Source organism: Ensifer sp. R-19 (assembly GCF_049905105.1).
Classification (GTDB): domain Bacteria; phylum Pseudomonadota; class Alphaproteobacteria; order Rhizobiales; family Rhizobiaceae; genus Ensifer.
Window position 1 is genome coordinate 2,707,611 of sequence record NZ_CP184569.1, and the last position, 13,189, is coordinate 2,720,799.

The window sequence follows — 13,189 nt, forward strand, 5'->3', positions numbered from 1 at the left end:
TGCCGCAATGGAAGTTGTAATGTTTACCAACCGGTCAAATTATCAGCCAGTTCACCGCCAAAGGCAACGGCTGATCGAAGGGCACCAGAAAAAACCAAGCCTGGATTTGACCAAGGGAACATAAGGGCGCGCCGATTGAGGCAAGGCCCTGAAAAGATGAGGAGACCGCCGTGGCTGCACCTGGCGAGAACATGCGTGTCAATGCCGACCGCCTGTGGGATTCACTTATGGAAATGGCCAAGATCGGCCCTGGCGTTGCTGGCGGCAATAACCGCCAGACATTGACCGACGCGGACGCCGAAGGGCGCCGGTTGTTCGAGTCCTGGTGCGAGACGGCCGGCCTCACCATGGGCGTCGATAGTATGGGCAACATGTTCTTCACACGCGCCGGCACCGACCCGGACGCTCTGCCCGTCTATGTCGGTTCGCATCTCGACACCCAGCCGACCGGCGGCAAGTTCGACGGTGTGTTGGGCGTGCTCTCCGGCCTCGAAGTCATTCGCTCGATGAACGACCTCGGCATCAAGACCAAGCACCCGGTCGTCGTTACCAACTGGACGAACGAGGAAGGCGCACGCTTCGCGCCGGCCATGCTCGCCTCCGGCGTCTTTGCCGGCGTGCACAGCCAGGACTTCGCCTATGGCCGCAAGGATCCGGAAGGAAAGACCTTCGGCGATGAATTGAAACGCATCGGCTGGGTCGGCGACGAAGAGGTCGGCGCCCGCAGGATGCATGCCTATTTCGAATACCATATCGAGCAGGGCCCGATCCTCGAAGCCGAGGGGAAGGACATCGGCGTCGTCACCCACTGTCAGGGCCTCTGGTGGCTGGAGTTCACGCTGACGGGACGCGAAGCCCATACCGGCTCGACGCCGATGAACATGCGCGTCAATGCCGGCCTCGCCATGGCCCGCATCATGGAAATGGTCCAGAGTGTTGCCATGGTGAACCAGCCGGGTGCCGTCGGTGGCGTCGGCCAGGTGGTCTTCTCCCCCAATTCCCGCAACGTTCTGCCGGGCAAGGTGGTCTTCACCGTTGATATCCGCTCGCCCGACAAGGAGAAGCTCGATCGCATGCGCGCCAGGATCGAGGCCGAAGCGCCAAAGATCACCGAGCCGCTCGGCGTCGGCTGTTCCATCGAGGCGATAGGCCACTTCGAACCGGTGACCTTCGACCCGAAACTGGTTACCGCCGTGCGCGATGCCGCCGAACGGCTCGGCTACAGCCACATGAACATCATCTCGGGCGCCGGCCACGACGCCTGCTGGGCCGCCAAGGTGGCGCCGACGACGATGATCATGTGCCCTTGCGTCGGTGGCCTCAGCCACAACGAGGCGGAGGATATCTCCAAGGAGTGGGCCAGCGCCGGCGCCGACGTCCTCTTCCACGCCGTCGTCGAAACGGCTGAAATCGTCGAATGAGTTTGCGGGCGGGACGAAAGTTCCGCCCTTTTTCGTGGCGGCCGTGTGGGCGCCGGAAGCGCAATCGCGAGGATCAAGTACCATGAGCACTGTCATCAAGGGTGGAACCATCGTCACGGCCGACCTGACCTACAAGGCGGACGTCAAGATCGAGGGCGGCAGGATCGTCGAGATCGGCCCCAATCTTTCCGGTGACGAGACGCTGGATGCGAGCGGCTGTTTCATCATGCCGGGCGGCATCGACCCGCACACCCATCTCGAAATGCCCTTCATGGGCACCTATTCCTCGGACGATTTCGAAAGCGGCACGCGTGCGGCACTTGCCGGCGGCACGACCATGGTGGTCGATTTCGCGCTGCCCTCCCCCAACCAGTCGCTGCTCGAAGCGCTCACCATGTGGGACAACAAGTCTACCCGCGCCAACTGCGACTATTCCTTCCACATGGCGATCACCTGGTGGAGCGAGCAGGTCTTCAACGAGATGGAGACCATCGTTAAGGACAAGGGCATCAACACCTTCAAGCACTTCATGGCCTATAAGGGCGCGCTGATGGTCGACGACGACGAGATGTTCTCGTCCTTCCAGCGCTGCGCAGCCCTCGGCGCGCTGCCGCTCGTGCACGCGGAAAACGGCGATGTCGTCGCCCAGCTCCAGGCGAAGCTGCTTGCCGAAGGCAACAACGGTCCGGAGGCACACGCCTATTCGCGGCCGGCCGAAGTCGAGGGCGAAGCAACCAACCGCGCGATCATGATCGCCGACATGGCCGGCTGCCCGGTCTATATCGTGCACACCTCCTGCGAGCAGGCGCATGAGGCGATCCGCCGGGCCCGCGCCAAGGGCATGCGCGTCTTCGGCGAGCCGCTGATCCAGCATCTGACGCTGGATGAAACCGAATATTTCAACAAGGACTGGGACCATGCGGCCCGCCGCGTGATGTCGCCACCCTTCCGCAACAAGCTGCATCAGGACTCACTCTGGGCCGGTCTCGCCTCGGGCTCGCTGCAGGTGGTCGCGACCGACCATTGCGCCTTTACAAGCGAACAGAAACGCTCCGGCCTCGGCGACTTCACCAAGATCCCCAACGGCACCGGCGGTCTCGAAGACCGCATGCCGATGCTCTGGACCCATGGCGTCAACACCGGCCGCATCACCATGAACGAGTTCGTGGCGGTCACCTCGACCAACATCGCCAAGATCCTCAACATCTACCCGAAGAAGGGCGCGATCCTCGTCGGCGCCGATGCCGACCTGGTCGTCTGGGACCCGAAGCGCACCAAGACCATCTCGGCCAAGAACCAGCAGTCGGCGATCGACTACAACGTCTTCGAGGGCAAGGAGGTGAAGGGCCTGCCACGCTACACGCTGACCCGCGGCGTCGTCGCGATCGAGGAAAGCACGATCAAGACCCGCGAAGGCCACGGCGAATTCGTCCGCCGCGATCCATTCCCGGCCGTCAGCTCCGCTCTTTCTACCTGGAAGGAAGTCACGGCACCGCGCGCCGTCCAGCGCACCGGCATTCCGGCGACCGGCGTCTGAGGCCTCATGTTTCGCGGCTTGCACGTCTTCGCGCCGCTCTGTCCCACCGGACATGCCCTGCCAGATCAGCGGGGCACTTCGGCGCGGGTGGCGTCAGGCAGGCACGAGCGCGTCGAGCTCGGGCAGAAGCATGACGCTTTCCAATTGCTTCGGGTCCGTGCGCGCAATGACGGCCGAACAGGGCTCATTCGAACGGTTCTCCGGCAGGTGTGGCATGCCGGCGGGGATATAGACCATGTCACCGGCCCGGGCGACGACGTGTTCCTCCAGCTTCTCGCCAAACCAGGTCCAGGCCTCGCCCGAAAGCACATAGATCGCCGTCTCGTGGCTCTCGTGCAGATGCGCCTTGGCGCGCGCGCCGGGCGGGATCGTGACGATATGCATGCTGAGGCCAGTCGCACCTACGGTCTCCGCCGCAATGCCCTCGAAATAGTTGAGCCCCTGCTGGCCGGCCTGCACGCCTTCAGGACGAACCACGCGACAGCCCGGATTGGATGATCGAGACATGACTGTTCTCCAGAATTCCCTGAAAAACCAGCAACAAACGGCTCCGCACCCAAATCCGCGATTGCATGTTGCCGGTCCGGATAGCAGTCTGACACAGACCAGCCAGAATGAGTATTCGCCGATGACGTCCAATACCGCATCCGTGGTTTCGGCCCGGGACCTCTGCCTGACTTTCGAAACCGCCGATGGACCGGTGCATGCGCTGACCGGCGTCAATCTGGACGTCGCCAAGGGTGACTTCGTTTCCTTCATCGGCCCGTCCGGCTGCGGCAAGACGACGTTTCTCAGAGTGATCGCCGATCTCGAAAAGGCGAGCTCCGGCAAGATCAGCGTCAACGGTATGACGCCCGAGGAAGCGCGCAAGCAGCGCGCCTATGGCTACGTGTTCCAGGCGGCAGCGCTTTATCCCTGGCGCACGATCGAGAACAACATCGCCCTGCCGCTGGAGATCATGGGCTATTCGAGGGAAGAGAAGAAGGCGCGCATCGAGCGCACGCTCGACCTCGTCAACCTCACGGGCTTCGGCAAGAAATATCCCTGGCAGCTGTCTGGCGGCATGCAGCAGCGCGCCTCGATCGCCCGTGCACTCGCCTTCGATGCCGATCTGCTTTTGATGGACGAACCCTTCGGCGCGCTCGACGAGATCGTCCGCGATCACCTCAACGAACAGCTGTTGAAGCTCTGGGCCCGCACCAACAAGACGATCTGTTTCGTTACCCACTCGATCCCCGAGGCCGTCTACCTCTCAACCAAGATCGTGGTGATGAGCCCGCGTCCCGGCCGCGTCACCGACGTCATCGAATCGACGCTGCCGCGCGAACGCCCGCTCGGCATTCGCGAGACGCCGGAATTCTTGGAGATTGCCCATCGCGTTCGCGAGGGCCTGCGCGCGGGACACAGCTATGACGAATAGTGCCGTGATCCGCCCGGCCGAACGGACCGACATGGCCGCCTGCGCCGGCATCCTCAACCGCTGGATCGACGCAACACCGTGGATGCCGCGCGTGCACGATCATGCCGACGTCGAGCGCTACTACGCCGACACGGTGTTTGCCGAACGCAGGGTGATCGTGGCGGAGCGGAAGAACGACGTCGCCGGCTTCCTTGCGCTTTCCGACGACCGCTACGTCACGGCGCTCTACATCGACGCGCCTCACCGCGGCACCGGCATCGGCTCGCAGCTCGTGCAGGCCGCCAAGGACTTGTCTCCGGAAGAACTCAATCTCTGGACCTTCGAACACAATCGTGACGCCCAGCGCTTCTACCAGCACCAGGGCTTCGAAGTCGTGCGGCGCACGGACGGCGACAACGAAGAGAAGCTGCCGGATATCCACTATCGCTGGCAGGCCAAGGAGATGCAGGCATGAACCTCGCCTTTGGCCTCTGGATGCTCTTGGCAACGACGATCTTTCTCGGCGGCGCGACCGCCTCGCGCGCCTATGTTTCGAATAATCACCTCGGTATGCTCGTCCTCGCGCTTGGGCTCTACGTCATCGGCAACATCATCATGGTGAAGCTGATGCGCGAAGGTGGCCTCGGCCTCGCAATTTCGCTTTCGGCGATCGTACAGCTCGTGCTCGTCAACATCATCGCCTTTGCGGTCTTTGGTGAACGGTTGAGCCTCACACAGGCCGCCGGTGTCCTTCTCGGCATCGTCGCCATGGGTCTGATGTTGTTGCCCGCAAGCGGAAAGGCGTGACAATGCAGGAACCAAGCTTCCTCAGGGACAAGTTGCTGCCGGTCGGCACCGTCGTCGTGCTGCTGATCGCGCTCTGGTACGTCGCAGTCGTCTTCCTGAACGCGCCCTTCGAGCGCGACACGGCCGCGCGTGCCGGCACCGAAATCACCTTCTCCGAGATCATGCGCAACACCATGGCGCAGGAACGCCCGGTGCTGCCGGCGCCGCACCAGGTGATCGCCGAGATCTGGGACACGACATTCAACAAGGCAATCACGTCGAAACGCAGCCTCGTCTACCACGCCTGGATCACGCTTTCGGCGACCCTGCTCGGCTTCGGCATCGGTGCAGCACTCGGCATCCTGCTCGCGGTCGGCATCGTGCACAACCGCGCCATGGATCGTTCGCTGATGCCGTGGGTGATCGCCAGCCAGACGATCCCGATCCTCGCCATCGCGCCGATGATCATCGTCGTCTTGAACGCCATCGGCATCTCGGGCCTGCTGCCGAAGGCGCTGATTTCCACTTACCTTTCCTTCTTCCCCGTCGTCGTCGGCATGGTGAAGGGGCTACGTAGTCCGGAAACGATCCAGCTCGATCTGATGCACACTTATTACGCCTCATCGGCACAGACCTTCTGGAAGCTGCGCTGGCCGTCGTCCATGCCCTATCTCTTCACCTCGCTGAAGGTTGCCGTTGCCATCTCGCTGGTCGGCGCGATCGTTGGCGAGCTGCCGACCGGTGCTGTCGCCGGCCTCGGCGCCCGCCTGCTCGCCGGTTCCTATTACGGCCAGACGGTGCAGATCTGGGCGGCCCTCTTCATGGCGGCAGCACTCGCCGCTGTCCTCGTCATGATCGTCGGCTTTGCCCACACCGCCGTCCTGAAGCGCATGGGAGCCAAGCCATGAACCTGCCAGTCCTTGCAGCAGCGATCATCTTCTGGCTCGCCGCCTGGGCCTTCAACGAGTGGCTGGTGCGCCAAAAATTCCAAAGCGACGTCGCCAACAGCGCCGCACGATTTGCCGTGCCCTTGCTCTTCGGCATCACCATCCTGGTTCTCTGGGAAGGCATCGTTCGCGGCTTCTCCGTGCCGTCCGTGCTGCTGCCGGCACCCTCCATGATCTGGCAGAAGCTGATCAATTCGCTGCCGACGCTTGGCGCCGACTTCCGCCAGACCTTCCTGAAGGCGGTGCTGATTGGCTACGCGCTCGGCTGCGGCCTCGGCTTTGCCGTCGCGATCCTCATCGACCGCTCGCCGTTCCTGCAGAAGGGCCTCTTGCCGCTCGGCAACTTCGTCTCGGCCCTCCCCGTCATCGGCGTCGCGCCTATCATGGTCATGTGGTTCGGCTTCGACTGGCAGTCGAAGGTCGCGGTCGTCGTCATCATGACCTTCTTCCCGATGCTGGTGAACACGGTCGCCGGCCTTGCCGCCGCCAGCCACATGGAGCGCGATCTGATGCGCACCTATGCGGCTTCCTGGTGGCAGACGCTCGTCAAGCTGCGCCTGCCGGCCGCCTGGCCGTTCATCTTCAACGCGCTCAAGATCAATTCGACGCTGGCGCTGATCGGCGCCATCGTCGCCGAGTTCTTCGGAACCCCCATCGTCGGCATGGGGTTCCGGATTTCCACGGAAGTGGGACGCATGAATGTCGACATGGTCTGGGCCGAGATCGCCGTCGCGGCGGTCGCAGGCTCCGCCTTCTACGGGGTGGTCGCGCTCATCGAGCGCGCTGTCACCTTCTGGCATCCTTCCATCCGCGGAGGGCGCGCCTGACGCATACTGCCTGAGCAATTCCAGAAAAAGTGTGAAACGGTTTTCCGTCCGGAATTGCGCAGTTGAAAGAAAATGAAACAAAAACAAGAGGGAACTGACATGAACAAAAGACTTGCATCGCTTCTCGCCGCAGGCGTCTTTTCGCTGGCAGCGTTCCAGGCTGAGGCCGTCGAGAAGGTGACACTGCAGCTGAAATGGGTGACCCAGGCGCAATTTGCCGGCTACTACGTCGCCAAGGACAAGGGCTATTACGAGGAGGAAGGTCTCGACGTCGACATCAAGCCCGGCGGTCCTGATATCGCACCGGCACAGGTGATCGCCGGCGGCGGCGCCGATGTGATCGTCGACTGGATGCCCTCTGCCCTTGCCACCCGCGAAAAGGGTGTCGCGCTCGTCAACATCGCCCAGCCCTTCAAGAAATCGGGCATGATGCTGACCTGCCTCAAGGAAACCGGCGTCACCAGCCCCGACAAGTTCAAGGGCCAGACCCTCGGCGTCTGGTTCTTCGGCAACGAGTATCCGTTCCTCTCCTGGATGGCGCATCTGAAGATCCCGACGGATGGCGGCCCGAACGGCGTCACGGTCCTGAAACAGGGCTTCAACGTCGACCCGCTGATCCAGAAGCAGGCCGCCTGCATCTCGACCATGACCTATAACGAATACTGGCAGGTCATCGACGCCGGCATCAAGCCGGACGACCTCGTTACCTTCAAATACGAGGACCAGGGCGTGGCGACGCTCGAAGACGGCCTCTACGTGCTTGAAGACAAGCTCAAGGACGCCGCCTTCAAGGAAAAGATGGTCAAGTTCGTGCGCGCCTCGATGAAAGGCTGGAAATTCGCGGAAGAGAACCCGGATGAAGCCGCAGGCATCGTGCTCGAAAACGACTCCACCGGCGCCCAGACGGAAAAACACCAGAAGCGCATGATGGGCGAAGTGGCCAAGCTCACGGCCGGCTCGAACGGCGCGCTGGATGAGGCCGACTACAAGCGCACGGTGCAATCGCTGCTCGCGGGCGGCTCCGATCCCGTGATCTCCAAGGAGCCGGAAGGCGCCTGGACGCACGAGATCACCGATGCCGCACTGAAGTAGACATCGCCAAATCGTCAGAAGAGGGTCGCACGATCGTGCGGCCCTCTTCCGTTTTCTCGGCGGCCGTTCGCATCCGCCAAATTGCTGCCGGGTACCGGGCGTGGGGGTGGTAACCCTGGAAGCAACGGCGCTACCCTTGCTTGCCATTGTCAAGATCGTGTCAAGATCGCAACCATAACCGCAGAACAGGTCGAATATTGAGGCACCATCGCTTCATGCGCACTTGTAAGCGTCGAAGGCCGAGATTACATAGGCCCCGATGTTTGTTGGAGGCAGGCATGGTGGAGGGCACCCTTTTCCCGATGTTTTGCCTGCGGTAACCGGTCCCAGTTCCGCCCGCGTCTACGGTCTGATACCGTGCACGCGGAGCGCGAAATGAGGAAAGCGCAGTCTCCTGTCCCCGCGCAATCCGCCGGGGCGAGATGTCGGCGTGATAAAATCGCCTGATTGCCCGTGGATCCTGCATCGAGCGGTGATCCGCTCGATGTTGTTTCCATTGCCGGGACTGTGAAGCCGATGGCTCTAAAAGTACTGCCCGTTCTCAGCGTGTGCGCTGCGATGACCTTTGGTTCGCTTTCGTCCGTCTGGGCGGAGGAAGCGACGCAACCGAAGCCGACGCAAAACCTCCCCTCCATCGTTGTCACCACAGCGGTCGACCAATCGATCAGCGACCGCGTCGTTGCGACCGGCACCATCCAGGCGGTCGAGCAGGTCTACGTCGCCCCCATGGTCGAGGGCCTTTCCATCCGGACCCTCAATGTCGATGTCGGCGACAAGGTCGAAGCCGGCAGCGTGCTCGTGGTCCTGAACGACGACGCCCTTCGCCTGCAAAAAAGCGAACTCCAAGCGTCGCTTGCCAAGGCGGAGGCCGGGCTTGCTCAACTGAACGCACAGCTCAGCGAAACCAGGGCGAACGCTGACGAGGCCAAACGCGTCAGCGACCGCGCTGCGGGACTTTCGAAGAACGGCACGGTTTCGACGGCTGAGGCCGACCGGGTGCGGGCGCTCGCGATTGCGACGCAGGCACGCGTCCTTTCCGCGGAGCAGGCCGTCGCCGTCGCCAATGCCGACATCAAGGTGGCCGAAGCGCAGATCGACGACATCGACCTTCGCCTCGCTCGTACCGAGGTCAAGGCGCCGGTCGCCGGCGTGATCTCCGCCAAGAACGCCAAGGTCGGCGCGATCGCCACCGGCAATAGCGAACCGCTCTTCGCCATGATCCGCGATGGCGCGATCGAGATGAAGGCAGACGTCGCCGAAGCCGACATCATCAAGCTCGCTGTAGGCCAGCCGGCAACCGTGACGCTCGCCGGCGGCAACACCAAGGTCGAGGGCACCATCCGCCTGATCGCCCCGACCGTCGATCCCGTCAGCCGCCTCGGAACCGTCTTCATCAGCCTGGTCGATACCGAGAAGGCACGCGCCGGTATGTATGCAAGCGCGCTGATCACCGCCCAACAGAAGCAGACAGTGGTCCTGCCGCAAACGGCCGTCACCAATGAGAACGGCCGCACGATCGTCCGCAAGGTCGAAAACGGCGTCATCCGCATCCTGCCAGTCAAGACAGGGATTTCCGACGGCAAGTTCATCGAAGTCCTCGAAGGCTTGAAGGCTGGCGAGGAAGTGGTGGCGAGGGCCGGAGCCTATGTCCGCGACGGCGACCGCATCAACCCCGTCAAGTCCGCTGAACCAGCGACCAACTGACAGGAACCGTGACCATGAACTTCTCAGCCTGGTCCATACGCAATCCGATCGCACCGATCCTTGCCTTCGTCGTTCTGATGGTGCTCGGCTATCAGTCCTTCGTATCGCTGCCGATCACCCGCTTCCCCAACATCGATGTGCCGATCGTCTCGATCAACGTGACGCAGAGCGGCGCATCGCCGGCCGAGCTTGAAACGCAGGTCACCAAGGAAATCGAGGACGCGGTCGCGAGCGTCACCGGCGTCGACCATATCCAGTCGACGATCAATGACGGCACGTCGACGACCGCCGTCATCTTCCGCATGGAAGTGCCGACGACCCAGGCGGTGCAGGACGTCAAGGACGCGATCGACCGCATCCGCAGCGATCTCCCCACCTCGATCGAGGAGCCGATCGTCTCCAAGGTCGACGTCGAGGGCCAGGCGATCCAGACCTTCTCCGTCTCCGCCCCCGGCATGTCGCTGGAAGAGCTCTCCTGGTTCGTGGATGACGTCATCAAGCGCGAGATCCAGGGCAAGAAGGGCATCGGCCGTGTCGACCGCTATGGTGGCGCCGACCGCGAGGTTCGCGTCGAGCTCAACGAAGACAAGCTGAATTCGCTCGGTATCACCGCCGCCGACGTCAACGGCCAGCTCCGCCGCATGAACATGGACCTCGGCTCCGGCCGCGGCCAGGTCGGCGGCAGCGAGCAGGCCATCCGCACCCTCGGCGACACCCGCAATGTCGACCAGCTCGCCAACACGATGATCTCGGTGCCGAGCGGCCGCTTCGTTCGCCTTTCCGATCTCGGCACGGTCACCGACACCTATGAGGAGCCACGCTCCTTCTCGCGCTTCAACGGCAATCCCGGCGTGACCTTCGCGGTCTTCCGCGCCAAGGGCGCCAGCGAAGTGAGCGTCGCGGAGACCGTCGCCAAATCGCTCGAAAAGATCCGTGCGGCAAATCCCGATGTCACCATCGAGATGGTCGACGATTCCGTCTACTTCACCTACGGCAACTACGAGGCAGCGCTGCACACGCTGATGGAGGGCGCACTGCTCGCCGTCATCGTCGTCATGCTGTTCCTGCGCAATTGGCGCGCCACGCTGATCTCGGCCGTGGCGCTGCCGCTCTCGGCGATCCCGACCTTCTGGATCATGGACCTGCTCGGCTTCTCGCTGAACCTCGTCAGCTTCCTCGCGATGACGCTCGCAACCGGTATCCTCGTCGACGACGCGATCGTCGAGATCGAGAACATCGAGCGGCACATCCACATGGGCAAGTCGCCCTATCGCGCGTCGATCGAGGCAGCGGATGAGATCGGTCTGGCGGTTATCGCGACGACCTTCACGATCATCGCCGTCTTCGTGCCTGTGTCCTTCATGCCGGGCATTCCTGGCCAGTACTTCATCCAGTTCGGTCTGACGGTTGCCGTCGCAGTGTTCTTCTCGCTGCTCGTCGCCCGCCTGATCACGCCGGTTATGGCGGCCTACCTGATGCGTCCCTCGGACGCAGGCAGCAGTCGCCACGACGAAGACGGCTTCATGATGCGCAACTACACGCGTCTCGTGCGCGCCACGACACACTACTGGTACACGCGCTACCTGACGCTGCTTGCCGCGATCGCCTTCTCCGTTGGGTCGGTATTCGCGCTGATCCTCTATGTGCCCGGCAGTTTCCTGCCTCCGGAAGACGCCTCGCGCGTCAGCCTGTCGATCGAGCTGCCGCCGGACGCCATGCTCGAGGACACCGACCGAACGACCACGGAGATCTACAACCGGGTCAAGAATATCGAAGGGGTCGACAACATATTCGTCCTTGGTGGCGCTTCGCCGAAGGGCGACCTGGAATTGCGCCGCGCGACCGTGACGGTGCTTCTGAAAAAGCTCGACCATTCGCTCGTAAACAAGATCGTCAACGACGTCATCGGCCGCACGCCACTGATCGGCCCCCACCTACCGAAGATGGCCCCCGCTGGTCGCATCATCCCGCAGTCGCAGATCGAGAAGGAAATCTTCGCCCGCGTCCGTGACATACCGGACGTCCGGGTCATCAAGCTCAACGACCGCGGTGAGCGCGATCTCTCCTTCAACCTGCTCTCCAACAATGAGGCCGATCTCGACCAGGCGGTGGCGACGTTGGAAGGCAAGCTGCGGAGCGACCCGCTGCTGGCCAATGTCAGCCCAGACGGGGCGCTTCCGCGCCCGGAACTGCAGATCCGTCCGCGTGACGAGCAGATGTCGCGCCTCGGCATCACCACGGCGCAGATCTCCGAAGTGATCCGTGTGGCCACCATCGGCGATATCGATGCGGCTTTGACCAAGATCGCGCTCGACGGCCGCCTGATCCCGATCCGCGTTCAGATCAACCGCGATTTCCGCACCGATATCGCCGCCATCCGCAACCTGAAGATCACGACCGCTTCGGGCACGACGGTGCCGCTCTCGAGTGTTGCCGACATCAACTATTCGGAAGGTCCGAGCTCGATCAAGCGCTACGACCGCAACCGCGTCGTGACGCTTGGGGCGGACCTGCCGGTCGGCGTCGCACTGAATACCGCCTCGGACCGCTTCAAGCAGATCGCCGGCCAGGCCGGTTTGCCGAAGTCCGTCGAGTTCCTCGAAAGCGGTGACGCTGAGGTTCAGGCGGAGATGCAGCAGAGCTTCGGCAACGCCATGCTGCTTGGGCTAATGCTGGTGCTGGTGGTGCTGATCCTGCTGTTCAAGGACGTGATCCAGCCGTTCACCATCCTGTTCTCGCTGCCACTCGCGATCGGCGGCGTTGCTGCGGCGCTGATCCTGACGCAGAACGCGCTGTCCATGCCGGTGCTGATCGGCATTCTGATGCTGATGGGCATCGTCACCAAGAACGCGATCCTGCTCGTCGATTTCGGCATTGAGATGATGCACCACGGCATGGACCGCCAGATGGCAATGATCGAGGCCGGCCGCAAACGCGCCCGTCCGATCATCATGACCTCGATCGCCATGTCGGCGGGCATGCTGCCCTCCGCGCTTGGCGTCGGCGAAGGCGGCTCGTTCCGCGCGCCGATGGCGACCGCCGTGATCGGTGGCATCATCGTTTCGACGGTGCTGAGCCTGGTGATCGTGCCGTCGTTCTTCCTGATCATGGACGACCTCTCGCGGCTACTCGCCCGCCTCTTCGGGCGGTTCGTCGGCCAGAAGGACGAAGAGAACCTTCCGCTCGACCGCGAAGCCCTGACGGGTCTGGTGCATGAGCAGAGCAAGACGATCGAAGGCCTGGAAGACCGGCTGAAGACGCTGGAATCGGACCAGAGCAAGGGACGACCCGGCGGCAAGGTCATCAACCATCCGGCGCTCGCCGCCGAATAGGCCAGGTCTGAAGCGGCGCTTCGCCCGGGACTGTCACAATCCAGGAACGAGCCCGCGCCCTGCAAGCGCGGGCTTTTTGTCATTCTTATTTGATCGAGGTCAAACCACCTTCCGCCAAGCTTTATTACCTTGCACTTGGATCTT

General features: G+C 62.7%; 11 protein-coding genes. 10 read left to right on the top strand and 1 reads right to left on the bottom strand.

Annotated features, from left to right (window positions below; translation table 11 throughout):
• Positions 1-170: 170 nt before the first annotated feature.
• Both ACN9MO_RS13290 and hydA read left to right on the top strand, forming a co-directional pair.
• The gene (locus tag ACN9MO_RS13290; protein ID WP_093234882.1) at positions 171-1,421 is read left to right on the top strand and encodes a Zn-dependent hydrolase; all 1,251 of its coding nucleotides are present in this window, start codon (positions 171-173) and stop codon (positions 1,419-1,421) included.
• A gap of 82 nt (positions 1,422-1,503) precedes the next feature.
• The gene (gene hydA, locus ACN9MO_RS13295; protein WP_057249050.1) at positions 1,504-2,958 is read left to right on the top strand and encodes a dihydropyrimidinase; all 1,455 of its coding nucleotides are present in this window, start codon (positions 1,504-1,506) and stop codon (positions 2,956-2,958) included.
• A gap of 93 nt (positions 2,959-3,051) precedes the next feature.
• Here hydA and ACN9MO_RS13300 read toward each other — a convergent pair whose 3' ends face one another.
• Positions 3,052-3,465, bottom strand: coding sequence for a cupin domain-containing protein (locus ACN9MO_RS13300; protein WP_058326453.1), 414 nt, complete (start codon positions 3,463-3,465; stop codon positions 3,052-3,054).
• A gap of 121 nt (positions 3,466-3,586) precedes the next feature.
• Here ACN9MO_RS13300 and ACN9MO_RS13305 point away from each other — a divergent pair, with 121 nt between their 5' ends.
• From ACN9MO_RS13305 to ACN9MO_RS13340, 8 genes are all read left to right on the top strand, one after another.
• Complete coding sequence (locus ACN9MO_RS13305; RefSeq protein WP_057249048.1) at positions 3,587-4,378, top strand: ABC transporter ATP-binding protein; 792 nt, start codon at positions 3,587-3,589, stop codon at positions 4,376-4,378.
• Complete coding sequence (locus ACN9MO_RS13310; protein WP_057249047.1) at positions 4,368-4,832, top strand: GNAT family N-acetyltransferase; 465 nt, start codon at positions 4,368-4,370, stop codon at positions 4,830-4,832. Before ACN9MO_RS13305 ends, ACN9MO_RS13310 begins: the two co-directional genes overlap by 11 nt.
• The gene (locus ACN9MO_RS13315) at positions 4,829-5,164 is read left to right on the top strand and encodes a hypothetical protein (protein ID WP_058326455.1); all 336 of its coding nucleotides are present in this window, start codon (positions 4,829-4,831) and stop codon (positions 5,162-5,164) included. Before ACN9MO_RS13310 ends, ACN9MO_RS13315 begins: the two co-directional genes overlap by 4 nt.
• Positions 5,165-5,166: 2 nt before the next feature.
• On the top strand, positions 5,167-6,051 hold the full coding sequence (locus ACN9MO_RS13320) for an ABC transporter permease (RefSeq protein ID WP_057249045.1): 885 nt from the start codon (positions 5,167-5,169) through the stop codon (positions 6,049-6,051).
• Entirely contained in the window at positions 6,048-6,917 is an 870-nt protein-coding gene (locus ACN9MO_RS13325; RefSeq protein WP_058326456.1) for an ABC transporter permease, read from the top strand. Before ACN9MO_RS13320 ends, ACN9MO_RS13325 begins: the two co-directional genes overlap by 4 nt.
• A 99-nt stretch (positions 6,918-7,016) precedes the next feature.
• Positions 7,017-8,009, top strand: coding sequence for an ABC transporter substrate-binding protein (locus ACN9MO_RS13330; protein WP_113132162.1), 993 nt, complete (start codon positions 7,017-7,019; stop codon positions 8,007-8,009).
• A 516-nt stretch (positions 8,010-8,525) separates the two neighbouring features.
• The gene (locus ACN9MO_RS13335; RefSeq protein ID WP_110879285.1) at positions 8,526-9,713 is read left to right on the top strand and encodes an efflux RND transporter periplasmic adaptor subunit; all 1,188 of its coding nucleotides are present in this window, start codon (positions 8,526-8,528) and stop codon (positions 9,711-9,713) included.
• A 14-nt stretch (positions 9,714-9,727) separates the two neighbouring features.
• Complete coding sequence (locus tag ACN9MO_RS13340) at positions 9,728-13,045, top strand: efflux RND transporter permease subunit (RefSeq protein WP_113132161.1); 3,318 nt, start codon at positions 9,728-9,730, stop codon at positions 13,043-13,045.
• The last annotated feature ends 144 nt before the right edge of the window (positions 13,046-13,189 follow it).

What these genes read in the sequence shown, in the direction of transcription:
- hydA (WP_057249050.1), top strand. Translation starts at nt 1,504, where the DNA reads ATGAGCACTGTCATCAAGGGTGGAACCATCGTCACGGCCGACCTGACC.
- ACN9MO_RS13300 (WP_058326453.1), bottom strand. Translation starts at nt 3,465, where the DNA reads ATGTCTCGATCATCCAATCCGGGCTGTCGCGTGGTTCGTCCTGAAGGC.
- ACN9MO_RS13305 (WP_057249048.1), top strand. Translation starts at nt 3,587, where the DNA reads ATGACGTCCAATACCGCATCCGTGGTTTCGGCCCGGGACCTCTGCCTG.
- ACN9MO_RS13310 (WP_057249047.1), top strand. Translation starts at nt 4,368, where the DNA reads ATGACGAATAGTGCCGTGATCCGCCCGGCCGAACGGACCGACATGGCC.
- ACN9MO_RS13315 (WP_058326455.1), top strand. Translation starts at nt 4,829, where the DNA reads ATGAACCTCGCCTTTGGCCTCTGGATGCTCTTGGCAACGACGATCTTT.
- ACN9MO_RS13320 (WP_057249045.1), top strand. Translation starts at nt 5,167, where the DNA reads ATGCAGGAACCAAGCTTCCTCAGGGACAAGTTGCTGCCGGTCGGCACC.
- ACN9MO_RS13325 (WP_058326456.1), top strand. Translation starts at nt 6,048, where the DNA reads ATGAACCTGCCAGTCCTTGCAGCAGCGATCATCTTCTGGCTCGCCGCC.
- ACN9MO_RS13330 (WP_113132162.1), top strand. Translation starts at nt 7,017, where the DNA reads ATGAACAAAAGACTTGCATCGCTTCTCGCCGCAGGCGTCTTTTCGCTG.
- ACN9MO_RS13335 (WP_110879285.1), top strand. Translation starts at nt 8,526, where the DNA reads ATGGCTCTAAAAGTACTGCCCGTTCTCAGCGTGTGCGCTGCGATGACC.
- ACN9MO_RS13340 (WP_113132161.1), top strand. Translation starts at nt 9,728, where the DNA reads ATGAACTTCTCAGCCTGGTCCATACGCAATCCGATCGCACCGATCCTT.